Below are 22,715 nucleotides of genomic sequence, written 5' to 3' on the forward strand. Positions count from 1 at the left end.
GGCGGGTGGCAGCCGGTGCCCGCTATGGCCTGCACAGGCGGTGTGGGCCCAAGTGCGACGTGTGACCGGGACTACCCGGCAGGACGTCGTACTGGCGCCGGTGTCGGCTCCGGTTGGGCGATGCGGCGGGGCGGACGGGGCGGGGGTGGTGGGTCCCGGCCGTCCGGGAGGGCAGGAGGTGGATGGGCCCGGCCAGCTGGTGGAGTTCGCGGAGCGGCGACGCGGCCGCGCCGAGCCGGAGGGCTGAGCCCCGACGGAGGCGGATGGTGACGGGCAGTGGTGGTGAGGGTCGGCCTCGGGCCCAGCACGACGAGGGTGGAGCCGCTCGAGCGGGGCATTGACCGGCGAGATCCGTCGGGATCGGCTGCCACGGGCGTGCGGCGGCCGAGCCCTGCGACGCGGGTAGGGTCGGGGCGTGATCGACGTGCAGCTGGTCGGCCTGGCCGACACCCCGCCCACCCCGGTGGAGTACACCGAGGCGTGGGAGCTCCAGCGGCGGGTGCACGCGGAGGTGGCGGCGGGGACGCGGCCGCCGACGGTGCTGGTGCTGGAGCACCCGTCGGTCTACACCGCCGGGCGACGGACCGAGCCGCACGAGCGTCCCGCCGACGGCGTCCCTGTGGTCGACGTCGACCGCGGCGGCAAGATCACCTGGCACGGGCCCGGCCAGCTGGTCGGCTACCCGATCGTCCGGCTGCCCGAGGCGGTCAAGGTCGTCGACTACGTCCGGCGGCTGGAGGAGGCCCTGATCCGCGCGCTGGGCGACCTCGGGCTGGACACCGGGCGGGTCCGCGGACGCTCCGGGGTCTGGGTGGCCGCGGACGGCACCCGGCCCGAGCGCAAGGTGGCCGCGATCGGCATCCGGGTGGCCTACGGCACCACCATGCACGGCTTCTCCCTCAACGTGGACCCCGACCTGTCCATGTTCGACACCTTCGTGCCCTGCGGCATCACCGACGCCGGCGTCACCTCGCTGGCCGCCGAGCTCGGCGTGGAGGCCGCGCCGACCCTGCTGGAGGCCGTCGAGGCGGTCCGTCCGCACCTGGAGGAGCTGCTCTCCTTCGCGGCCTACACGTCCTCCCCGGACCTGGCCGAGCAGCCCCCGATCAGCTACGGCCTGAGCGTGGGAGCACGCTGAGCGGCGAGTAGGGTGTCCGGGTGACGATCGCTCCCGAAGGACGCAAGCTGCTCCGCCTCGAGGTACGCAACGCGGCGGTCCCGATCGAGAAGAAGCCGAGCTGGATCAAGACCAGGGCCCGGATGGGGCCGGAGTACACCGCGCTCCAGAAGCTGGTCAAGGACGAGGACCTGCACACCGTCTGCCAGGAGGCCGGCTGCCCCAACATCTTCGAGTGCTGGGAGGACCGCGAGGCCACCTTCCTCATCGGCGGCGACCAGTGCACCCGCCGCTGCGACTTCTGCCAGATCGACACCGGCAAGCCGGCCGACTTCGACGCCGGCGAGCCGCTGCGGGTGGCGGAGTCGGTGCAGAAGATGGGTCTGCGCTACGCCACCGTGACCGGCGTCTGCCGCGACGACCTCCCCGACGAGGGTGCCTGGCTGTACGCCGAGACGATCCGCAAGATCAAGGAGCTCAACCCCGGCACCGGGGTCGAGATGCTGGCCCCCGACTTCACCGGCCACCGCCACCACCTGGAGTCGATCTTCGCCACCCGCCCGGAGGTCTTCGCCCACAACGTCGAGACGGTGCCGCGGATCTTCAAGCGGATCCGTCCGGGGTTCCGCTACGAGCGCTCCCTGGACGTCCTGCGCTGGTCCCGCGAAGCCGGTCTGGTCACCAAGTCCAACCTCATCCTGGGCATGGGCGAGACCCGTGAGGAGGTCTCGGAGGCGCTGCAGCAGCTGCACGACGCCGGCACCGAGATCATCACCATCACCCAGTACCTGCGCCCCAGCCCGCGCCACCACCCGATCGAGCGCTGGGTCACCCCGGCGGAGTTCGACGAGATGGGTGCCGAGGCCCTGGCCATGGGCTACGCCGGCGTGATGAGCGGCCCGCTGGTCCGCTCGTCCTACCGCGCCGGCAGGCTGTACCGTCAGGCCCTCGAGGCCCGTTCCGGGGCCACGCCGCACGACGCACGGACGAGGTGACACCGACGATGGCGAAGGACCCCGACAAGGTCGCGGCCCGACAGCTCAAGCAGGCGGAGAAGGCGCGCAAGCGGGCCAGCACGGACCCGGCCGACATGGGTCGGATGCGGCAGATCCGCGAGGCCTACCGGATCACCCACGAGCACGACCCGAAGCTCCCGTTCCTGCTGGCCGCCGCCTTCGGCATCCCCGCCACCCTCGGCACCGTCGCGGGGATCCTGCTCGAGCAGTGGTTCGCGCTCCCCCTGCTGGGGCTGATGGTCGGCCTGCTGCTGACCATGATCGTGCTGGTGCAGCGCACCAAGCGCGCCACCTACATCCGCTACGCCGGCCAGTCCGGCTCGGCGGAGGTGGCGCTGTCGATGCTGCCGAAGAGGTGGATCTCCTCCCCCGTGGTCACCGCCACCCGCCACCAGGACGTGGTGCACCGCACCCTGGGCCCGGCCGGCATCGTGCTGATCGGCGAGGGCGAGCCCGGACGTCTGCGGGCGCTGCTGGCCAGCGAGCAGAAGAAGCACGAGAACGTCGCCTACGGCGTCCCCGTCACCACGCTGGTGATGGGCGACCGCCAGGGCCAGGTGCCGCTGGCCCAGCTGGCCAAGCACATCCAGAAGCTGCCCAAGGCGATCGAGGCCCACCAGATCACCGAGGTCCGCAACCGCCTCCGCGCCCTGGACGCCGTCCGTCCCAAGGTGCCGATGCCCAAGGGCCCCGTCCCCACCTCCATGCGCGGTGCCCGCCAGGGCCTGCGCGGCCGCTGACCCACCCCTCGCAGGAGAGCCATGACCGAGAAGTCCCCTGAGCAGCAGCCTGCCCAGCCCATCGCAAACATCGGCGTCGTCGGGCTGGCGGTGATGGGCTCCAACCTGGCCCGCAACCTCGCCAGCCGCGAGGGCAACGTGGTGGCGGTGACCAACCGCACCGACGCCAAGGTGGACCGCCTGATCGAGGACCACCCCGAGGCCGGGTTCGTGCCGTCCTACTCCATCACCGACTTCGCCGCCTCGCTGACCACCCCGCGCACCGCGATCGTCATGGTCAAGGCCGGCCGCGGCACCGACGCCGTGATCGACGAGCTGTGCGAGGTCTTCGAGCCCGGCGACATCATCGTCGACGGCGGCAACGCCCTGTTCACCGACACCATCCGCCGCGAGGCGGCCGTGCGGGCCAAGGGCATCAACTTCGTCGGCTGCGGCATCTCCGGCGGTGAGGAGGGGGCGCTCAACGGGCCGTCCCTGATGCCCGGTGGCAGCGCCGCGGCCTGGCAGACCCTCGGCCCGATCCTGGAGAGCATCGCCGCGGTGGCCCAGGGCGAGCCCTGCGTCACCCACGTCGGCACCGACGGCGCCGGCCACTTCGTCAAGATGGTGCACAACGGCATCGAGTACGCCGACATGCAGCTCATCGCGGAGTCCTACGACCTGCTCCGCCGGGTGCTGGGCCAGACCCCGGCCGAGGCCGCGGACACCTTCGCGGACTGGAACACCGGGGACCTGGAGTCCTACCTGATCGAGATCACCGCCGAGGTGCTGCGCCACGTCGACGCCGACAGCGGACAGCCGCTGGTCGACGTGGTGCTCGACGCCGCCGGCGCCAAGGGCACCGGCTCCTGGACGGTGCAGACCGCCCTCGACCTCGGCGTCCCGGTCTCCGGCATCGCCGAGGCCGTCTTCGCCCGCAGCCTGTCCTCCCAGACCGACGTCCGCGCCGCCTGCCGCGACCTGCCCGGCCCCTCCTCCGCCCCCGCGCTGGAGGACCCGGCCGGCTTCGTGGAGGACGTCCGGCTCGCGCTCTACGCCTCCAAGGTGCTGGCCTACGCCCAGGGCTTCGACGAGATCACCGCCGGGGCCCGCACCTACGGCTGGGACATCGACCGCGGTGAGGTGGCCCGCATCTGGCGCGCCGGCTGCATCATCCGGGCCCGCTTCCTGGACCGCATCACCGAGGCCTACCGCGACCAGCCCGACCTGGTGTCGCTGCTGGTCGCGCCGGTCTTCGTCGAGGTGCTGGAGGCCGCCCAGCAGGCCTGGCGCCGGGTGGTCTCGGTGGCCGTCGCCGCCGGGGTGCCGGTGCCCGGCTTCGCCGCCGCCCTGGCCCACTACGACGCGCTCCGCTCCGAGCGGCTCCCCGCCGCACTGATCCAGGCCCAGCGCGACTTCTTCGGCGCCCACACCTACCGCCGGATCGACCGCGAGGGCACCTTCCACACCCTCTGGTCCGGCGACCGGTCCGAGATCTCGGCGGAGGACACGCACTGAACCTCCTGAACGCGTCGGCGATCAGCAAGGGCTACGGCACCCGCACCCTGCTCGACCGGGTCAGCCTCGGCCTCACCGCCGGGGACGTCATCGGCGTGGTCGGGCGCAACGGCGACGGCAAGTCCACCCTGCTCAACATCCTGACCGGGCGCGACGAGCCGGACGCCGGCGCGGTGACGCGCACCGGCACGGTCTCCATCGGGCACCTGCACCAGGCCGACGACTTCGCCCCCGAGGCCTCGGTCCGCGACATCATCGTCGACGGGCAGCCGGACCACGTCTGGGCCGCCGACGCCACCATGCGGGCGATCGTCCAGCAGCTGCTGGCCGAGATCGACCTCGACGCCCCGGTGGCCCGGCTCAGCGGCGGTGAGCGCCGCCGCACCGCACTGGTGCAGCTGATGCTGGCCGGGCACGACCTGGTGGTGCTCGACGAGCCGACCAACCACCTGGACGTGGAGGCGGTGGCCTGGCTGGCCGAGCACCTCCGCGCCCTGGCCGCCCGCGGCACCGCGATGCTGGTGGTCTCCCACGACCGCTGGTTCCTCGACGCCGTCTGCACCCGGATCTGGGAGGTCCACGACGGCACGGTGGACGCCTACGAGGGCGGGTACGCCGCCTACGTGCTGGCCCGTGCGGAGCGGGCCCGGCAGGCGGCCAGCAGCGAGGAGCGGCGGCAGAACCTGCTGCGCAAGGAGCTGGCCTGGCTGCGGCGCGGGCCGCCGGCGCGGACGTCCAAGCCGCAGTTCCGGATCGACGCCGCCAACGCCCTGATCGCCGACGTGCCGCCCGCCCGGGACCGGCTGCAGCTGGAGCAGTTCGCCCTCAGCCGGCTCGGCAAGGACGTCATCGACCTGCATGCGGTCGACCTGACGCTGCCGCCCCGCCCGGGTGAGCAGCAGCCGCCGCGGGTGCTGCTGGACGACCTGAGCTGGTCCATCGGGCCCGGGCAGCGGATCGGGCTGGTCGGGGTCAACGGCGCCGGCAAGTCGACCCTGCTGCGGCTGATGGCCGGGGAGCAGCAGCCCGACAGCGGCACGGTCAAGCGTGGCCGCACCGTCCAGCTGGCCCACCTCACCCAGGACGTCACCGCCACCGACCCCGACGACCGGGTGCTGGACGCGGTCAGCCGGATCCGCCGGCGCACCGTCACCGCCGGCGGCAGGGAGATCTCCACCACCTCGCTGCTGGAGGACTTCGGCTTCACCGGGGACAAGCTGGTCACCCGGGTCGGTGAGCTCTCCGGCGGGGAGCGGCGACGGCTGCAGCTGCTGCGGCTGCTGCTGGCCGAGCCCAACGTGCTGCTGCTGGACGAGCCCACCAACGACCTGGACATCGACACCCTCAACGTGGTCGAGGACCACCTCGACTCCTGGCCGGGCACGCTGCTGGTGGTCTCCCACGACCGCTACTTCCTGGAGCGGGTCTGCGACGTCACCTACGCGCTGATGGGCGACGGCCGCTGCGTGCTGCTCCCCGGCGGTGTCGACCAGTACCTCGAGCACCGCCGGGCCTCCAGCGGCGGCTCCCCCGCGACCGGCAGCGGGACCTCCGCCACCACGGCTCCGACCGGCCCCAGCGCGGCCGAGCGGCGCCAGGCCGGCAAGGACCTGGCCCGGATCGAGGGCCAGCTCACCAAGGCCCAGCAGCAGATCGAGCGGCTGCACGCCCAGATGGGCGAGGCCGCCAGCGACTACCCGCGGCTGGCCGCGCTGACCACCGATCTGCAGGCCGCCGAGGCCCGCGTGGCCGAGCTCGAGGAGTCCTGGCTGGAGGCCGCCGAGGCGGTCGGCTGACCCCGGACCGCACCGCTGCGGGGCGCGGACCCACGACCACCGGACCCGCCCGGTGCGCACCAGGCGGCATCGGGTAGATGTAGCACCAGACGGCCCCGACGGGGCACCCGGCGACGCCGGGCAGGTGAGGACCCCGGTCCTCGGACGAGAAGGAGCAACATGACCGACAGCACCCTTGAGCCCGACACCGAGGGTCCCGCCGACGGCGGTGCCGCCGGCACCCCGGGCGTCTCCGACGGCGGCGCGGACGGCGGTGCCGACTCCGGCGCCGAGGGCCCCGCTGACGGCGGCGCCGAGGGCACCCCGGGCGTCTCCGACGGTGGCGCGGACGGTGGCGCCGACTCCGGCGCCGAGGGCCCCGCTGACGGCGGCGCCGAGGGCACCCCGGGCGTGGCCGACGGCGGTGCCGACGGTGGCGCGGACTCCAGCCTCTGACGGCTGGTCCCCCTCCCTTGACCCAGCAGCAGCAGACCCAGGACCCCGCCCTCACCGAGGGCGGGGTCCTGGGCTCCCTGGTCGACGTCCACCCCGAGGAGTTCGCCTCTGCCCACTGGGCGCAGCGTCCCCTGGTCAGCCGGGGTCGCGACCTCGGCGGCGACCGGCTCTTCGGCTCCGCCGCCGTGGACGAGCTGATCTCCCGCCGCGGTCTCCGCACCCCCTTCCTGAGGGTGGCCAAGGACGGCGCCACCCTGCCGAACAGCAGCTTCACCGCACCCGGCGGCGTCGGTGCCTCGATCGGTGACCAGCTCGACGACACCGCCCTGTGGCGCCACCTCGAGGGCGGCGCCACGCTCGTCCTGCAGGCCCTGCACCGGACCTGGGACCCCGTCGGCGAGCTCTGCTCCCGGCTGGCGCACGACCTCGGGCACCCGGTCCAGGCCAACGCCTACATCACCCCGCCGCAGAACCGCGGCTTCAGCGACCACTACGACGTGCACGACGTCTTCGTGCTGCAGGTCGAGGGCAGCAAGCGGTGGATCATCCACGAGCCCGTGCACCCCGACCCGCTGCGCGACCAGCCGTGGACCGACCGCCGGGCCGCGGTCGAGGAGGCGGCCCGCGGCGAGGCGGTGGTCGACACCGTGCTCGAGCCCGGGGACGTGCTGTACCTGCCCCGTGGGTGGTTGCACGCGGCCGAGGCCCAGGGCGCGGTGAGCATCCACCTCACGCTGGGCGTCCACATCTGGACCCGCTTCGCGGTGGCCGAGCAGCTGGTGCAGGCCGCGCTGCGCTCGTTGCAGGACGACCCCGCGATGCGCGCCACGCTCCCCCTCGGGCCGCTGGACGTCGCGGCCGAGGTCGACCGGGTCCGGGAGCGGCTGACCGCCGCCCTCACCGACGCCGACCCGGCCCCCGCGCTGCGCCGGACGCAGCGCAGCCAGACGCGTCCCGCCCCGCTGGGCCCGCTGGCCCAGCTGGCCACCCTGCAGGACCTGCAGGACGACACCGCCGTCCGGCTCCGCCCGGCGCTGGACGCCCGCCTGGTGGACGCCACCCTGACCAGCCGCGTGACCCCGTTCCCGGTCGGTGCCGAGGAGACCGACGCGGTGGAGCGGTTGCTGACCGGCCAGGTGCGCACCGTCGCCGACCTCGGCCACGACCTGGCCCGGCGTCTGCTGCGCGCCGGGATCCTCGTGCCCGGGTGAGCGAGCCACTCCTCCCGCCCTGCACCGACGGGGCCCGGGAGCGCGACGACCCGATGCTGGGCACCGCCCCGCCGGGACGCCGCTGGGTCCTGGTCGAGCGCTCCGGTCGCTGGCCCGCCCGGGGCTTCGCCGACACCGACGTCGAGGTCGGCGTCCGCCGGGCCGTGGTCCGCGCCGCCCAGGAGGCCGGCGCCCGCATCCTGCTGGTCCGCCGGCCAGGCCGCCAGGACGGGTCGGCGCCCCGGTGCTGGGCGGTGCTGGAGCACGAGGACTCCGGCGACTACCGCCAGACCTGGGGCTCCTGGGAGCAGGACCGCGACCTGCTGCAGATCACCGAGGCGCTCCGGGCACCCGGGACGCCGGGGCTGCCGCCGGTGCTGCTGGTCTGCGCCCACGGCCTGCACGACACCTGCTGCGCCGTCCGGGGCCGACCGGTGGCCGCCGCGCTGGCCGACCGGTGGCCCGAGCTGGTGTGGGAGTGCAGCCACGTCGGCGGGGACCGGTTCGCCGCCAACGTCGTGGTGGCACCGGACGGCGTCTACTACGGCGGGCTCGACGCCGGGTCGGCGGTGGAGGTGGTCACCGACCACCTGGCCGGACGGGTCACCGCCACGCACCTGCGTGGCTACACCACCCTCTCGATCCCCGAGCAGGTGGCGGTCGTGGGGGCGCTGCGGGAGCTGGGGCCCGCCGGCCGCCACGACCTGGAGGTGCTCGGGCACACCCTCCCCGAGAACGGCACCGGGCCGGGCGGCGTCCAGCGGGTCCGGCTGCGGAGCCGCTCCCACGCGGCCGAGATCACCGTCGAGCTGTCGGCGGAGCGGGCACCGGCGGCCCAGCTGACCTGCCGGGCGGCGTCGCCGGCGCGGGCGCTGGTGCACCAGGTCACCTCGGTGCGGGTGGACCGGCTGCCCTGAGGGCGGTGGTCACCGACCGGCTCAGCGGCGGTTGACCACCACGGTGCCCAGCACCAGGTCGTGCAGCCCGCGGCGGTCGCCGTCCACGATCAGGGCCGGCAGGGCCAGGCTGACCAGCAGGGCCCGCGGCACGGCGCGCAGGAAGCCCAGCGGCTGGTGGTCCAGCCGGGCGATGCCGATCCGGCAGACCAGCTGGCCGAAGGAGCCGCCGGCCAGGGCCGACAGCACCGCGGACTCGACGAAGAAGATGGTCAGCGGCATGAACTTCGGCCAACCGTCCCCGGTGAGGACGACGTCGCCGAAGACGCCGACGCTGATCAGCATGCAGGCGAACCAGTCCAGCAGGATGGCCGCGATGCGGGACCGCCAGCTGGCCGAGGAGCCGCGGCCCTCACGGGGCATCCCCAGCCTGGCCCCCGGGTAGGAGGCCGCGGGGTCGGCGGTGGCGCTGCTCACCGGGCCACCCTACCCGTGGACGCCTCCCCGCCCGGGTGGTCGTCGTGGGAGGGTGGTCACCGCCCGGATCTCCCGTAACGCGGCCGAAACATCTGTGCAACCGGCCCGGAACGGCGTCTTCCTAGGGTGTGGCCGTCACCTCAGGGCTGCCGGCTCGACACGTGCAGCACGCTCAACCGAAGGGAAACCCATGTTCCAAGGCGCCGACGACCTGTTGGCCTACATCAAGGACGAGGGTGTCGAGGTCGTCGACATCCGCTTCTGCGACCTGCCCGGCATGATGCAGCACTTCACCGTGCCCGCGACGTCGTTCGGTCCTGAGGTGTTCGAGGAGGGGCTGGCCTTCGACGGCTCGTCCATCCGTGGCTTCCAGAAGATCCACGAGTCGGACATGGCGCTGCTGCCGGACCCGACCACGGCCTACCTGGACCCGTTCCGCAAGGCCAAGACCCTGTGCGTGAACTTCTTCGTGCACGACCCGCTCACCAAGGAGCCCTACAGCCGCGACCCGCGCAACATCGCGCGCAAGGCCGAGGCGTACCTGGCCTCGACCGGCATCGGTGACACCGCGTTCTTCGCCCCCGAGGCCGAGTTCTACGTCTTCGACGACGTCCGCTTCGAGACCAAGGCCAACACCGGCTACTACGCCATCGACTCCGTGGCCGGCGCCTGGAACACCGGCCGCGTCGAGGAGGGCGGCAACCGCGGGTACAAGGTCAAGTACAAGGGCGGCTACTTCCCCGTCCCGCCGGTCGACCACTTCGCCGACCTGCGCGACGACATGGTGCGCCACATGGAGGCCTCCGGGCTGACCGTGGAGCGGGCCCACCACGAGGTCGGCACCGCCGGCCAGGCCGAGATCAACTACCGCTTCTCCACCCTGCTGAGCGCCGGTGACGACGTCCAGAAGTTCAAGTACCTGGTGAAGAACACCGCCTGGGAGAACGGCAAGACCGCCACCTTCATGCCGAAGCCGATCTTCGGCGACAACGGCTCGGGCATGCACGTGCACTCCTCCATCTGGAACGACGGCGTGCCGCTCTTCTACGACGAGTCCGGCTACGGCGGCCTGTCCGACCTGGCCCGCTGGTACATCGGCGGCATCCTCAAGCACGCCCCCTCGCTGCTGGCCTTCACCAACCCCAGCGTGAACTCCTACCACCGCCTGGTCCCCGGCTTCGAGGCCCCGGTCAACCTGGTCTACAGCTCGCGCAACCGCTCGGCCTGCATCCGGATCCCCATCACCGGGACCAACCCCAAGGCCAAGCGCGTCGAGTTCCGCTGCCCGGACCCGTCGTCGAACCCCTACCTGGCGTTCTCGGCGATCCTGCTGGCCGGTCTGGACGGCATCCAGAACCAGATCGAGCCCCCGGCCCCGGTCGACAAGGACCTCTACGAGCTGCCGCCCGAGGAGCACGCCAACGTGCCCACCGTGCCGGCCGACCTCTCCGGGGTGCTGGACAACCTGGAGGCCGACCACGAGTTCCTGCTGGCCGGCGGTGTCTTCACCTCCGACCTGATCGAGACCTGGATCGAGATGAAGCGCGCCGAGATCGACGCCATCCGTCTCCGTCCGACCCCGCACGAGTTCGAGCTCTACTTCGACTGCTGAGCAGCGAGGGACCGACCAGTCGACCGGTCGGGACCTCCTGGTCGGCAGGGGTCCGGAGGACCTACCGATCCACCCCGCACGGGCCGCCATCGCGTCGTCGATGGCGGCCCGTGCGACGTCATGGCTTCACCGGAGGCGGCGGCCGGAGAGGTGCTCGCGCCGGGACACCTCGTGAGCCGGCGCGCTCCGCCGGCTCACGACGGCCGCGCGGAGGAGGTTCCTGACGACGACCTGGGGTGACCCCTCCCCCGAGAAGGTCACCCCAGGCCAGCTCTAGGGCTCGTGGACGTCGGTCAGCGCGACGAGCTGACCGGTGGTGACGAGCTCGGTGGCCAGGTCGACCAGCTTGCGGTTGGTGGTCTGCGACAGCCGTTGCAGCAGCGCGAACGAGGCCGCCGGCGTCAACCGGTACCGCTCCATCAGCACACCCTCGGCCTGACCGATGACGGTGCGGGTGATCAGCGCGGTCTCCCGGTGCGCGATGGCCCGACCGGTCCACACCGCGACCCCGACGTGCGTCGCCAGGGCGTTCGCCACGGCGATGTCGTCGCTGTCGAAGACCTGCGGGTACCGGCCGTAGAGGTTCAGCGACCCGAAGGACCCCTCGTCGCTGAACAGGAGCAGCGACAGCATGGCGCTCACCCCCAGCCGCTCGTGCACCGTCGGAGCCCACAGCGGCCACCGGGGATCGGAGGTCAGGTCGTCGGCCACCACGGTCCTCTGCAGCCGGATCGAGTCCAGGCAGGGTCCTTCACCCAGCTCGTACTGCAGCTGGTCCCCGGCGAGCACGACGTGGTCGGTGGCCGCTGCGGTCCTGACCGAGCCCTTCTCCACCACGGTGATCCCCGCGTGGGCGCAGCCCGCCACCAGGTCGACCGCCGCCTCCACCGCTCGCTGCAGACGTGCTGCCTCGTCCGAGCGGTGGCTGATGTCCCGCACCCGCTCGGCCAGGACCTGCACCAGAGAGTGATCTGGCACGCGCACACCCCCGTGGGCGTCGGCAGCAAGAGATGGGCCGCTGTCTGACCCGTAGCCGCACCAGACCCTCAGGGGACCGAGTCGACACGTTGCTGCGGCCAACGTAACAGCAGACGTGGCACTGTCCTCCAAGCGAAGAGGGCGCACTGGACGCGGCAGACCGCGGTCTCCTCCGCGGCGTCGAGGTCCGGGTCGTGATCCACGCTCCCGGGCGCCCGTGCGGCTCCGGTGGGGGACGCCTCCAGGATCCTCGCGGGGCTTCGCCCACGGCGCCTCGGACGCGTGCAGGACGTCGACCCGTCCGGCTCGGTCAGGCCTCCGTGCCGAGGATTTGGTGGGCGCCCGGAGGCGACCTAATATCTGCGCATCGGCGCGTCGGGGGCGCTGCACGTACGAGCCCGCACCCCCAGGAGAACCCGATGAGCCCCCTCCCCACGAACGTCGCCGCCCCGCGCACCGCCTCGGCGCGCTGGCTCGCCCGCCTCGTCGCCCTCGCCGCCGCGCTGGTGCTGTCGGTCACGATCGCCCCGGCCCCCGCGGCCCAGGCCATCGGCGCCAGCACGCTGGAGCAGGAGGTCCGCACCCAGGCCAACCGGGAGCGCAGCAAGCGCGACCTGGCCAGGGTCGAGCACTCGGCCTGCCTGGACCGCTTCGCCGAGGCGCAGGCGCGCGCCATGGCCAAGAAGCGCTCGATGTTCCACCAGCCGCTGAAGCCGGTGCTGGACGGCTGCAAGCTCTCCCTGGTCGGGGAGAACGTGGCCTACGGCTTCAGCAGCGGCACCTCGGTGACCAAGGCGTGGATGAACTCCCCCGGTCACCGGGCCAACCTGCTCAACCCGAAGTTCCGCAGCATCGGCGTCGGTGCCTACAAGGACAGCAAGGGCACCTGGTACATCGCGCAGGTCCTCGGCCGCTCGCGCTGAGCCGCACCCGGAGCCGCCCCCGCGTGAGCCGTCGCCGACCGGGTACGACCCTGGTGCAGGACACGGCTGCGGGGGAGCCCCGACCGACGCACCCGGACCGGGTGCGCACCAGTGGAGGAGCAACCGTCATGCTGAAGAACCGTCTCACCCGTGCGGCCGCCGTGGTGGCGGCCACCACCACCCTGGGTCTCGTCGCACCGGTGACGAGCGCCCAGGCCGCGGTGACCCCGTCCGCCTACGCGCTCGAGGCCCGGACGCAGACCAACGCCGAGCGCACCGAGCGCAGCGTGGCCACGCTCTCCTACAGCTCCTGCCTGCGCACCTACTCGACCCGTCAGGCCAGGGCCATGGCCGCGGCCAAGCGGATGCACCACCAGGACCTGCGCCCGATCCTGTCCGCCTGCGGGCTCTCCCGCGTCGGGGAGAACGTGGCTGTGGGGTACCCCTCCGGCAAGGCCACGGTCGTCGGCTGGATGGCCTCCAGCGGTCACCGGGCCAACATCCTCGACCCCACCTTCACGCAGGGCGTGGTGTCCGCCGCCCAGGACTCCTCGGGCCGCTGGTACGTCGCGCAGGTCTTCGGCACGCCCCGCTGAGCGGAGGACGTCGGCCCTCCCGGCCACCTGAGCACCGCTCCGGGCACCGCGGGGTTCTCACCCGGCCCCCGAGCAGGTCCTGCAGCGTCCGCGAGGTGGCAGCAGCCGGGGTCGTGCCGAGCCCGGGGGCTGACAGGGCCCTCCCGCACCGTCCGGAAGCGTCCTAGGTTCGCGGCATGAGCCAGCTGACGGATGCGCCCGAGGCGCCCCTGCACGGTCCGCGTGAGTCCCGGAGCCGACGGCAGCAGCCCCTCGCCGGTCACCGCCGACCTCTGATCCACCCAGGCACGGACGCCCCACCCACGACCGGCGGCGCACCTCGCCCGAGGTCGGCAGGGGCGGGCTCGTGAGCACCATCGGCATCATCGGGGCCGGGCAGGCAGGCAGCACCCTCGCCCGTGCGGTGATCACGTCGGGGTACGACGTGGTGATCGCCAACTCGCGCGGACCGGAGACGCTGGCGTCGCTCGTGGCCGCGCTGGGCCCACGGGCCCGGGCGGCGACGCCGGCGGAGGCGGCGAGCGCGGCCGACCTCGTGGTGCTCGCCTTCCCCTACCGGCCGACCGACCGGCTGCCGACGACGCAGCTGGCCGGGAAGGTCGTGCTCGACAACAACAACTACATGCCCTGGCGGGACGGGATCTACCCCGAGGTCGTCGCCGGCCGGAAGACCGTCCACGAGCTGCGCCAGGAGCAGCTGCCGGAGGCGAAGGTGGTCAAGGCCTTCACCCACGTCCAGTTCCACGCGCGGTCCGAGATCCGCGTCCCGGACGACGAGCTCCCGGCGGTGGTCCGGCTCGCCCGGCCGGCCGGGGCCCCGGACCGGAAGGCGCTGGTCGTCTCCAGCGACTTCCCCGAGGCGGTGGAGGCCGTCACGCGCCTCTACGACGACCTGGGTTTCGACGCCGTGGACAACAGCCCACTCAGCGAGTCCTGGCGCAGCGGGCCCGGCACGCCGATGTGGCCCCACCACGTCGACGGCCAGAGCCGCGAGGAGCTCGTCCGGAACCTGCAGCGGGCCGAGCGCCTGCCGCGCTGAGGTCGTCGGCTCGCCCCCGACGGTCTAGCCCTCGTCCCAGAAGACCCGGTCGACCACTGCCCGGGCGCGTCGGGCCACCCGTCCGTAGCGCTCCAGCAGGTGGGAGCCCCCGTGCGCACCGTGCCCGAGCAGCTCGGCCACCGCGGCCAGCTCCACCGGGTCGGTCGGGAAGGAGTCCGAGGCCTTGCCCCGGACCAGCATCACCGTGTTGCGGACCCGGCTGGCCAGCACCCAGGCCTCCTCCAGCGCGGCCGCGTCGTCGGCGTCGAGCAGCCCGTGCTCGCGGGCGGACCGCAGCGCCGGCAGGGTCTGCGTGGTCCGCAGCTCCGGCACCTCGGCGGCGTGGTCGAGCTGGAGCAGCTGGACGGTCCACTCCACGTCGCTCAGCCCCCCGGGACCCAGCTTGGTGTGCCGGGACGGGTCGGCCCCGCGCGGCAGCCGCTCGGACTCCATCCGGGCCTTGAGCCGACGGATCTCGCGCCGCTGGGTCTCGCTCAGCCCGCCCTCGGGCCAGCGCAGCCGCTCCACCACGTCCAGCACCGCCTGCGCCAGCTCGACGTCCCCCGCCCCGACGGTGGCCCGGATCAGGGCCTGGGACTCCCAGGTGGAGGACCAGCGCTGGTAGTAGCTGCGGTAGGAGCCCAGGCTGCGCAGCATCGGCCCGCCCTTGCCCTCGGGCCGCAGGTCGGCGTCGATGGGTAGCGCCGGGTCCGGCCCGGGTCGTGACATCAGCGCCCGCAGCCGGGTGATCGCGGCGCTGGCGGCGGTGCGCTGCTCCGGCTCCAGGTCGTCGGCCACCACGAACATCGCGTCGGCGTCGGAGGCGTAGGACATCTCCTGCCCACCCCAGCGCCCCATCGAGACCAGCGCGATCGGGACGTCGGTGGTGCCGGTGTCGCGCCGCACCGCCTCCAGCGCCGCCTCGATGGTCGCGGTGCTGATGTCGGTCACCGCCTGACCCACCTGCTCGACGTCCACCAGCCCCAGCACGTCCGCCGCAGCCACCCGGAACAGCTCGCGGCGGCGGACCGAGCGGATCGCGGTGACGGCCTTCTCCGGGTCGGCGTGACGACGTCCCGAGGCGCGGGCGGCCTCGCAGAGCTGGGCGTGGGTGCGCGGCACCAGGTCCTCGGTCTTGGCCAGCAGCTGCACCGCCTCCGGCGAGCGGCGCAGCAGCTCCACCGCGTAGCGCGAGGACGCCAGGATGCGGGCCAGCCGCTGGGCCATCGCCCCCTCGTCCCGGAGCGCCCGCAGGTACCACGACGTCGACCCCAGCGCCTGGGAGACCTGGGCGAAGGCCCTCAGCCCGTGGTCGGGGTTGGGGGCCTCGGCGAACCAGCCCATCATGGCCGGGAGCAGCTGGCGCTGGATGCCGGCCGAGCGGCTCATCCCGGTGCTCAGCGCGCCGATGTGGGCCAGCGCCCCCTCGGTGTCGGTGAAACCCAGGGCCCGCAGCCAGTCCCGCGCCGCACCCGTGGTGAGCGCCAGCCGCTCGGACGGGATCCGGGCCACCGCCTCCAGCAGCGGGGAGTAGAAGAGACGGCGGTGCAGGGTGAGCACCTGCCGCGAGGTGGTCTGCCACGCCTCGGAGACGGCCTCGGCGTCGCGCAGCCCGACCGAGCGGGCCAGCCTGCGCAGGTCGGCCTGGTCGGTGGGCAGCAGGTGGGTGCGGCGCAGCCGGAACAGCTGCACCCGGTGCTCCAGCAGCCGCTCGAAGCGGTAGGCCGAGGCCAGCTCCGCCCCGTCGGTGCGTCCCACGTAGCCGCCCTCGACCAGGGCCTCCAGCCCCTCCAGGGTGGACGACGTGCGCAGGCTCTCGTCGGTGCGGCCGTGCACCAGCTGGAGCAGCTGCACCGAGAACTCGATGTCGCGCAGACCGCCCTCACCGAGCTTCATCTCCCGGCCGCTCTCCCGCGCCGGGATCAGCTCGATCACCCGGCGCCGCATCGCCTGGGTGTCGGCCACGAAGCGCGGGGTGTCCCCCACCGACCACACCCCCGGGTGCACCAGGGCCAGGAACTCCTCACCCAGCCCCAGGTCACCCGCGACCGGACGCGCCTTGAGCATCGCCTGGAACTCCCACGGCTTGGCCCAGCGCTCGTAGTAGCCGCGCATGCTCGACAGGGTCCGCACCAGCGGCCCTGCCCTGCCCTCGGGCCGCAGCGCGGCGTCGACCTCCCAGATGGTCCCGGCGAGGCTGTGCGCGGAGCAGATCCGGGTCATCGCCGCCGCGACCCGGGTGCCCAGGGCGAGCGCCCGGTCCACCCCGACCACCGGCTCCCCGTCCGCACCGGTGGCGGGCTCGGCGACGAAGAGGACGTCGACGTCGCTGACGTAGTTGAGCTCGTGGGCCCCGCACTTGCCGAGCCCGACCACCGCCAGCCGGACCTGCTCGCTGCCCTCGACCTCACGGCGGGCCAGGTCCAGCGCGGCCACCAGGGTGGCGTCGGCCAGGTCGGTCAGGGCACCGGCCACGTCGGGCAGCAGGGCGGCCGGGTCCTCCGCGGTGACGTCGACCGTGGCCACCCGGAGCAGCAGCCGCCGGTACGTCAGCCGGAGCGCGTTGGCCGCCCCGGCCACGTCCTCCTCCGAGCCGGTGGCCTCCGCCAGCTCCTGGCCCATCTCCTCCCGGGCGGGCAGCGTGGCCGGCCGGGTGAGGTCCTCCACCAGGTGCGGGTGCCGCTCCAGGTGCTGGCCGAGCCCCTGGCTGGTGGCCAGCACGGCCAGCAGCTGGCGGCGCAGCACCGGCTCGGCGACCAGGCGGTCCAGCAGACCGTCCACGCCGCTCCGCAGCCGCTGCACCGAGGTCAGCGCCAGGTCCGGGTCGGGGGTGAGGCCGACGGCGTCGAGCACCGGCGCGGCCTCCTGCGGCCAGTCCGCCAGCGCGGTGCGGGCGGCGTCCAGGTCGGTCAGACCGCGACGCAGCAGCGCCGTCACGCCGGTGTCCAACCTCGTCATGGCTCCGATCGTAGAGGTGCGTCACCGCTAGCCTCGGTCCGTGCCCCCACCCCGACCACGACCCCGGGTCGACCTCGAGCTGGTCGCCGAGCTGCTGCGGACCTGGGCCGACTGGCTGCCCTCGGCCGACCCGAGCACCCCCACGCCGCTGCCGGGCTGGGACGTCGGCACCCTGTCGGCCCACCTGGTGGTGGTCGGCGAGGGGCTGCTGGACGGCCTGGGCCGCCCCACCCGTGACGCCCCGCTACCGGTGCTGGACTACGTCGCCCGCTACGCCGCCGGGGCCGGCGAGATCGACGAGCGGGCGCGGGCCCGCGCCGACGGTCCGACCGCGGCGGACCTCGCGGAGCTGGCCGCCCGGATCTCGGAGGCGGCCGCCGGGGCCGTCCCCGCCGTGGTGGCCGGTCCGCGCGGGCCGCTGCGCGGGACGGACTGGGTGGCCACGCGGCTGGTGGACGCCGTCGTGCACGCCGACGACCTCACCCGCGCGGTGCCCGGCGCCCCCGGTCCCAGCCGGAAGGCCGAGGCGGCGGCGGTGCGCCACCTGCTGGCCTGGCTGACCGCCGAGCACCCCGGGCAGACGCTGGAGGTGCGGGTCCCCCCGCACGGCGCGGTCCAGTGCGGGGTGGAGGGCAGCACCCTGGCCCACACCCGGGGCACCCCGCCCAACGTGGTGGAGTGCGCCCCGCGGACCTTCCTGCGGCTGGCCACCGGCCGGCTGGCCTGGCTGGAGGCGCGCAGCCAGGGGCTGGTCAGCGCGAGCGGGCACCGGGCTGACCTGTCGGGCTGGCTGCCGCTGCTGCGGTGAACCGGCCCCACCAGCCGGAGCGGTAGCGCCGCCCGGGACGGGCCTGGGTGGAGCCGGTCCACAGCCGGTCGAACTCCGCCGGCGCCACCGGCGAGGGGACCAGCCCGAGGTCGGCACCGGCCCGCAGCGGAGCGGGCCAGTTCGGGGCCGGGGTGCGGTGCCCGTTCGGCTCGAACTCCAGCGTCCGGGTCACCACGCCGTCGGAGCGCTCGGCCAGCAGCAGGTCCCCGTCCTCGGTGCGCCCCTGGACGACCGCCAGCCGCCCGCGGTGCCAGGAGCGGTCCACCCGGGCGGCGTAGAGCAGGGTGTGCGCGGCGACGACCAGCCGCAGCCGGGCGCCCTCGGCGTCGCTGCAGGTGTAGTCGTCGTCCCAGTCGCCCAGCGAGGGCAGCGACAGCTCGAGCACCGTCAGGCTGGGCACCGTCCAGACCACGTCCGCGCCCCGGTCGGGCACGAGCCGCAGCGGCCAGGCCAGCGGGTCGGCGGCCACCGCTCAGCGTCCGGGGAGGAGCGGTGCCGGCGCACCGTCGGGCGTCACATCACCGGGAGCATGGTGGAGAGCTCCCACGGCGTGACCTGCGCGCGGTAGGAGTCGAACTCGGCCCGCTTGTTGCGCAGGAAGTAGTCGAAGACGTGCTCGCCCAGGGTCTCGGCCACCAGCTCCGAGCCCTCCATCACCCGCACGGCCTCGTCGAGGTTGCGCGGCAGCGGCGCGATGCCCAGCGCCCGGCGCTCGCGCTCGGTCAGCGACCAGACGTCGTCGGCGGACTCCTCGGGCAGCTCCATCCCCTTGGCGATCCCGTCCAGACCGGCGCTGAGCACCACCGCGTAGGCCAGGTAGGGGTTGGCGGCGGAGTCGATCGAGCGGATCTCCACACGCGCCGAGGAGCTCTTGCTCGGCTTGTACATCGGCACCCGCACCAGCGCGGAGCGGTTGTTGCGGCCCCAGCAGACGTAGCTCGGGGCCTCCCCGCCGCCGGCCAGCCGCTTGTAGGAGTTCACCCACTGGTTGGTCACCGCGGAGATCTCCGCCCCGTGGTGCAGCACCCCGGCGATGAACTGCCGGGCCGTCGCGGAGAGGTGGTACTCGTCGGAGGCGTCGTAGAAGGCGTTGGCGTCGCCCTCGAAGAGCGAGACGTGGGTGTGCATGCCCGAGCCGGCCTGGCCGCTGAAGGGCTTGGGCATGAAGGAGGCGCGCATCCCCTCGCTCATGGCGACCTCCTTGATCACCACCCGGAAGGTCATGATGTTGTCGGCCATGGTGAGCGCGTCGGCGTAGCGCAGGTCGATCTCCTGCTGACCGGGGGCGTGCTCGTGGTGGGAGAACTCCACCGAGATGCCCATCTGCTCCAGCATGGTGATGGCCCGGCGGCGGAAGTCGCTGCTGGCCCCGTGCGGGGTGTGGTCGAAGTAGCCCGAGGAGTCGATCGGGACCGGCGGCTGGCCCGGGGCCAGCGGCCCGTCCTCGAAGAGGAAGAACTCCACCTCGGGGTGGGTGTAGAAGGTGAACCCCTGGTCGGCGGCCTTGTCCAGCGCCCGCTTGAGCACGAACCGCGGGTCGGCGTAGGAGGGCGAGCCGTCGGGGAGGCGGATGTCGCAGAACATCCGGCCGGTCCCCTGCACCTGGTCCCGCCACGGCAGCAGCTGGAAGGTCGAGGGGTCGGGGTGGGCCACCATGTCGGACTCCTGGATCCGGGCGAAGCCCTCGATCGCGGAGCCGTCGAAGCCGATGCCCTCGCTGAAGGCGCCCTCGAGCTCGGCGGGGGCGATCGCCACCGACTTGAGGAATCCCAGCACGTCGGTGAACCACAGCCGGACGAAGCGGACGTCGCGCTCCTCGATGGTGCGCAACACGAACTCCGTCTGCTTGTCCATGGCGACAGTCTGCCTGACTAGTCTGAGCGCGTGCCACACCTCCGCCTCGCGCTGGCCCAGCTCAACACCACCGTCGGGGCCGTGGAGGCCAACGCCGACGCCGCGCTGGAGTGGTGCCGGGCCGCCGCGAGGTCCGGTGCGGACCTGGTGCTGCTGCCCGAGATGGCCCTGACCGGCTACCCGGTGGAGGACCTGGCCCTGCGCACCAGCTTCGTCGACGCCAGCGTCGCGGCGGTCGGGCGGCTGGCCGAGCGCCTCGAGACCGAGGGGCTGGGCGGGCTGGTGGTCGTGGTCGGGCATCTGGACCGGGCCGCCGACCGCCGTCCGGAGAACAAGGCCTCGGTGCTGCACGGCGGACGCGTGCTGGCCGGCTACGAGAAGCACCACCTGCCCAACTACGGCGTCTTCGACGAGTACCGCTACTTCCGCCCGGGCACCGAGATGCTGGTGGTGCGGGTGCGCGGGGTCGACGTGGCGCTGGCCATCTGCGAGGACCTGTGGCAGGACGGCGGGCCGGTGCAGGCCGCCGCCGAGGCCGGGGCCGGTCTGCTGGCGGTGGTCAACGCCTCCCCCTACGAGAGCGCCAAGGACGACGTCCGGCTGGAGCTGGTCCGCCGCCGTGCGGCCGAGGTCGGCTGCCCGCTGGCCTACGTCAACCTGGTCGGCGGTCAGGACGAGCTGGTCTTCGACGGCGACTCGATGGTGGTGGCCGCCGACGGGGAGGTGCTGGCCCGCGGACCGCAGTTCGTGGAGAGCCTGGTGCTGGCGGACCTGGAGCTGGCGGCGGCGACCGCCACGGAGGTGGCGCTGCCGGTGGGGCCCAGCGGCATGACGGTGCGCCGGGTGCTCGACCTCGGCCCGGTCTCGACGCCGGCCGCCACCCCGCCGCAGCCGGTCGAGACGCCGATGGCCGAGCGGCTGGACCGGCTGGCCGAGATCCACGCCGCCCTGGTCCTGGGGCTGCGGGACTACTGCGCCAAGAACGGCATCCGGACGGTCTTCCTCGGCCTGTCCGGTGGCATCGACTCCACGCTGGTGGCCAGCATCGCCTGCGACGCCCTCGGCGCGGAGAACGTGCACGGCATCTCCAACCCCGGCGCGTGGTCCAGCGAGCACTCCCGCAGCGACGCCGCCGAGCTGGCCCGCCGGACCGGGCTGCACTTCTCCACCGTCGAGATCGCCCCGATGGTGGACGCCTTCGAGGCCGCGCTCGAGCTGGACGGGGTCGCCGCGGAGAACCTGCAGGCCCGCGTCCGTGCGGTGATCTGGATGGCCCGCTCGAACCAGGACGGGCCTTCGATCGTGCTGGCCTGCGGCAACAAGACCGAGCTGGCCGTCGGCTACTCCACCATCTACGGCGACGCGGTCGGCGGGTTCGCCCCGATCAAGGACGTCCCCAAGACGCTGGTCTGGGAGCTGGCCCGCTGGCGCAACGAGCAGGCCGGGCGACGCGGTGAGACCCCGCCGGTCCCGGAGGGCACGATCACCAAGGAGCCCAGCGCCGAGCTGCGACCGGGCCAGCGCGACACCGACACCCTGCCGCCCTACGAGGTCCTGGACCGGGTGCTGGAGTCCTACGTGGGCACCGACACCGGGCTGGGTGAGATGGTCGCCGCGGGGTTCGACGCCGCCCTGGTGCAGCGGGTGGTGCAGATGGTGGACCGGGCCGAGTACAAGCGGCGCCAGTACCCGCCGGGCACCAAGATCAGCTTCAAGGCCTTCGGGCGGGACCGCCGGCTGCCCATCACCAACGGCTGGCGCGAGACCGACCCGGGTCGCGGCGGCGTGTCGGTCAGCGACGTCACCGACGCATGAGCACCCCCGGCTGGTACCCCGACCCCTCCGGTCAGCCCGGCTACCGGTGGTGGGACGGGCGTGCCTGGACCGCCGCCACCTCCCGGACACCGGGCGCCACCCCTCCCCCGGGGCCACCGGCGGCGGGGCCGGGCGACGGGCGCCGGGGCCGGGGACGCGGTGGCGTCATCGCCCTGGTGGCCGTGCTGGCCGTGCTGGCCCTCGTCGCAGCCCTGCTGGTCCCGCGGCTGCTCGGCGACGACGACCGGGCCGACCCCGGGCCCGCGCCGACCTCCACCGTCTCCGCCTGGGACGAGACCAGCCGGCCGACCCCCACGCCGACCCCCACCCCGACGCCGGTCAGCCCCACGCCGTCGGCGAGCGGCGGGACGCCGAGCGAGGGCGGTCTGGAGAGCTGCCCCTACGGCGACCCCTACGTCCGCCAGGACCACCCCGTCGACGGACGCGTGCACGGCGGTGGCCTGAGCCAGGAGCCGGTGCCCGGCTGGGAGGACTACGCGGGGAGCGGCTACACCTGGGCCTACGACGTGGCCGGGCAGTACGACCACGTCACCGACCGCTGGATCGCCTCCACCGTGGTCGGGGCGATCAGCACCGCCGACGGGTTCGCCGAGCCCCAGCAGGCGGCGCGGGACATGATGGACTGCCTGGCCTCCTCCGACTACTACGCCACCTTCGTGGAGCGCCAGGACGTGGTCAGCGAGGCGGTCACCGTCGACGGGCGTCCCGGGTGGTGGCTGCGCGCGGAGATCCGGGTGGACGAGCGCCAGGTCGAGGGGGACGTGGCCGACGTCGTCGTGGTCGACGACGGGAGCGGGGAGTCGCTGTCGTTCTTCTCCTCCTGCGCACCCCTGGGCGACACCGGCCGGATCGCCCTGATCGACGCCGCCCGGGAGTCGCTGCGGGTGGGCTGACCTGGCCGCACC

The 22,715-nt window shown here is 73.7% G+C and carries 20 protein-coding genes; 15 read left to right on the top strand and 5 right to left on the bottom strand.

The genetic code is table 11. The features are described 5' to 3' along the window. The first annotated feature begins 415 nt into the window (after positions 1–415). The 8 genes from lipB (at position 416) to BLT52_RS18620 (ending at position 8,729) form a co-directional block, all read left to right on the top strand. On the top strand, positions 416–1,138 hold the full coding sequence (gene lipB, locus BLT52_RS18585; RefSeq protein ID WP_331712550.1) for a lipoyl(octanoyl) transferase LipB: 723 nt from the start codon (positions 416–418) through the stop codon (positions 1,136–1,138). Positions 1,139–1,158: 20 nt separating this feature from the next. Then, on the top strand, positions 1,159–2,112 hold the full coding sequence (lipA, locus tag BLT52_RS18590) for a lipoyl synthase (protein ID WP_090595595.1): 954 nt from the start codon (positions 1,159–1,161) through the stop codon (positions 2,110–2,112). 8 nt (positions 2,113–2,120) lie between these two features. Continuing rightward, positions 2,121–2,873, top strand: a complete 753-nt coding sequence (locus BLT52_RS18595) for a DUF4191 domain-containing protein (protein ID WP_090595597.1) — start codon at positions 2,121–2,123, stop codon at positions 2,871–2,873. Between the two features lie 21 nt (positions 2,874–2,894). Then, a complete protein-coding gene (gene gndA / locus BLT52_RS18600) occupies positions 2,895–4,370 on the top strand; it encodes an NADP-dependent phosphogluconate dehydrogenase (RefSeq protein WP_090595599.1) in 1,476 nt (491 codons plus the stop codon). Next, a complete protein-coding gene (locus BLT52_RS18605; protein WP_090595600.1) occupies positions 4,367–6,166 on the top strand; it encodes an ABC-F family ATP-binding cassette domain-containing protein in 1,800 nt (599 codons plus the stop codon). Before gndA ends, BLT52_RS18605 begins: the two co-directional genes overlap by 4 nt. 159 nt (positions 6,167–6,325) lie before the next feature. Further along, on the top strand, positions 6,326–6,601 hold the full coding sequence (locus tag BLT52_RS18610; protein WP_090595602.1) for a BatC protein: 276 nt from the start codon (positions 6,326–6,328) through the stop codon (positions 6,599–6,601). Between the two features lie 17 nt (positions 6,602–6,618). Next, positions 6,619–7,812 (top strand): cupin domain-containing protein, encoded by a 1,194-nt coding sequence (locus BLT52_RS18615; RefSeq protein WP_090595603.1) that lies wholly within the window; start codon positions 6,619–6,621, stop codon positions 7,810–7,812. Continuing rightward, entirely contained in the window at positions 7,809–8,729 is a 921-nt protein-coding gene (locus BLT52_RS18620) for a sucrase ferredoxin (RefSeq protein WP_197679106.1), read from the top strand. The genes BLT52_RS18615 and BLT52_RS18620 overlap by 4 nt, the downstream gene beginning before the upstream one ends. Before the next feature lie 21 nt (positions 8,730–8,750). On the opposite strand, the gene BLT52_RS18625 is transcribed toward BLT52_RS18620, so the two are convergent. Beyond that, positions 8,751–9,131 (bottom strand): RDD family protein, encoded by a 381-nt coding sequence (locus tag BLT52_RS18625; RefSeq protein WP_090597101.1) that lies wholly within the window; start codon positions 9,129–9,131, stop codon positions 8,751–8,753. A gap of 244 nt (positions 9,132–9,375) precedes the next feature. Here BLT52_RS18625 and glnA (BLT52_RS18630) point away from each other — a divergent pair, with 244 nt between their 5' ends. After that, a complete protein-coding gene (gene glnA, locus BLT52_RS18630; protein WP_090595605.1) occupies positions 9,376–10,797 on the top strand; it encodes a type I glutamate--ammonia ligase in 1,422 nt (473 codons plus the stop codon). A gap of 273 nt (positions 10,798–11,070) precedes the next feature. On the opposite strand, the gene BLT52_RS21125 is transcribed toward glnA (BLT52_RS18630), so the two are convergent. Continuing rightward, on the bottom strand, positions 11,071–11,775 hold the full coding sequence (locus tag BLT52_RS21125) for a GAF and ANTAR domain-containing protein (protein ID WP_172804077.1): 705 nt from the start codon (positions 11,773–11,775) through the stop codon (positions 11,071–11,073). A 419-nt stretch (positions 11,776–12,194) separates the two neighbouring features. On the opposite strand from BLT52_RS21125, the gene BLT52_RS18640 reads away from it, so the two are divergent. The 3 genes from BLT52_RS18640 to BLT52_RS18650 all read left to right on the top strand — a co-directional run bounded on the left by BLT52_RS18640 (position 12,195) and on the right by BLT52_RS18650 (position 14,333). Then, complete coding sequence (locus BLT52_RS18640; protein ID WP_090595608.1) at positions 12,195–12,698, top strand: CAP domain-containing protein; 504 nt, start codon at positions 12,195–12,197, stop codon at positions 12,696–12,698. Positions 12,699–12,826: 128 nt separating this feature from the next. Further along, entirely contained in the window at positions 12,827–13,294 is a 468-nt protein-coding gene (locus BLT52_RS18645) for a CAP domain-containing protein (protein WP_090595609.1), read from the top strand. 346 nt (positions 13,295–13,640) lie between these two features. Then, positions 13,641–14,333, top strand: coding sequence for an NADPH-dependent F420 reductase (locus tag BLT52_RS18650; protein WP_090595611.1), 693 nt, complete (start codon positions 13,641–13,643; stop codon positions 14,331–14,333). A 24-nt stretch (positions 14,334–14,357) separates the two neighbouring features. On the opposite strand, the gene BLT52_RS18655 is transcribed toward BLT52_RS18650, so the two are convergent. Then, positions 14,358–17,291, bottom strand: a complete 2,934-nt coding sequence (locus tag BLT52_RS18655) for a bifunctional [glutamine synthetase] adenylyltransferase/[glutamine synthetase]-adenylyl-L-tyrosine phosphorylase (protein ID WP_090595612.1) — start codon at positions 17,289–17,291, stop codon at positions 14,358–14,360. A gap of 40 nt (positions 17,292–17,331) precedes the next feature. Between BLT52_RS18655 and BLT52_RS18660 the strand changes: the two genes are divergently transcribed. Next, complete coding sequence (locus BLT52_RS18660; RefSeq protein WP_090595614.1) at positions 17,332–18,099, top strand: sterol carrier family protein; 768 nt, start codon at positions 17,332–17,334, stop codon at positions 18,097–18,099. Here BLT52_RS18660 and BLT52_RS18665 read toward each other — a convergent pair. Then, positions 18,044–18,589: a hypothetical protein gene (locus BLT52_RS18665; RefSeq protein WP_090595616.1), complete on the bottom strand. Its 546-nt coding sequence runs from the start codon at positions 18,587–18,589 to the stop codon at positions 18,044–18,046. The two genes, BLT52_RS18660 and BLT52_RS18665, sit on opposite strands and share 56 nt — an antisense overlap. A gap of 44 nt (positions 18,590–18,633) precedes the next feature. Then, complete coding sequence (glnA, locus tag BLT52_RS18670; RefSeq protein WP_090595617.1) at positions 18,634–19,974, bottom strand: type I glutamate--ammonia ligase; 1,341 nt, start codon at positions 19,972–19,974, stop codon at positions 18,634–18,636. Between the two features lie 30 nt (positions 19,975–20,004). On the opposite strand from glnA (BLT52_RS18670), the gene BLT52_RS18675 reads away from it, so the two are divergent. Both BLT52_RS18675 and BLT52_RS18680 read left to right on the top strand, forming a co-directional pair. Then, the gene (locus BLT52_RS18675) at positions 20,005–21,789 is read left to right on the top strand and encodes an NAD+ synthase (RefSeq protein ID WP_090595619.1); all 1,785 of its coding nucleotides are present in this window, start codon (positions 20,005–20,007) and stop codon (positions 21,787–21,789) included. After that, positions 21,786–22,703 carry a DUF2510 domain-containing protein gene (locus BLT52_RS18680; RefSeq protein WP_090595620.1) on the top strand — a complete coding sequence of 306 codons (918 nt, stop codon included), beginning with the start codon at positions 21,786–21,788 and terminating at the stop codon, positions 22,701–22,703. Before BLT52_RS18675 ends, BLT52_RS18680 begins: the two co-directional genes overlap by 4 nt. Positions 22,704–22,715 lie beyond the last annotated feature (12 nt).

This window comes from Auraticoccus monumenti (assembly GCF_900101785.1).
Classification (GTDB): Bacteria; Actinomycetota; Actinomycetes; order Propionibacteriales; family Propionibacteriaceae; genus Auraticoccus; species Auraticoccus monumenti.

Excerpts from the sequence above, each read along its gene's own strand:
- BLT52_RS18595 (WP_090595597.1), top strand. The coding sequence starts at position 2,121 with ATGGCGAAGGACCCCGACAAGGTCGCGGCCCGACAGCTCAAGCAGGCG.
- gndA (WP_090595599.1), top strand. The coding sequence starts at position 2,895 with ATGACCGAGAAGTCCCCTGAGCAGCAGCCTGCCCAGCCCATCGCAAAC.
- BLT52_RS18610 (WP_090595602.1), top strand. The coding sequence starts at position 6,326 with ATGACCGACAGCACCCTTGAGCCCGACACCGAGGGTCCCGCCGACGGC.
- BLT52_RS18625 (WP_090597101.1), bottom strand. The coding sequence starts at position 9,131 with ATGCCCCGTGAGGGCCGCGGCTCCTCGGCCAGCTGGCGGTCCCGCATC.
- glnA (WP_090595605.1), top strand. The coding sequence starts at position 9,376 with ATGTTCCAAGGCGCCGACGACCTGTTGGCCTACATCAAGGACGAGGGT.
- BLT52_RS18640 (WP_090595608.1), top strand. The coding sequence starts at position 12,195 with ATGAGCCCCCTCCCCACGAACGTCGCCGCCCCGCGCACCGCCTCGGCG.
- BLT52_RS18645 (WP_090595609.1), top strand. The coding sequence starts at position 12,827 with ATGCTGAAGAACCGTCTCACCCGTGCGGCCGCCGTGGTGGCGGCCACC.
- BLT52_RS18655 (WP_090595612.1), bottom strand. The coding sequence starts at position 17,291 with ATGACGAGGTTGGACACCGGCGTGACGGCGCTGCTGCGTCGCGGTCTG.
- glnA (WP_090595617.1), bottom strand. The coding sequence starts at position 19,974 with ATGGACAAGCAGACGGAGTTCGTGTTGCGCACCATCGAGGAGCGCGAC.
- BLT52_RS18680 (WP_090595620.1), top strand. The coding sequence starts at position 21,786 with ATGAGCACCCCCGGCTGGTACCCCGACCCCTCCGGTCAGCCCGGCTAC.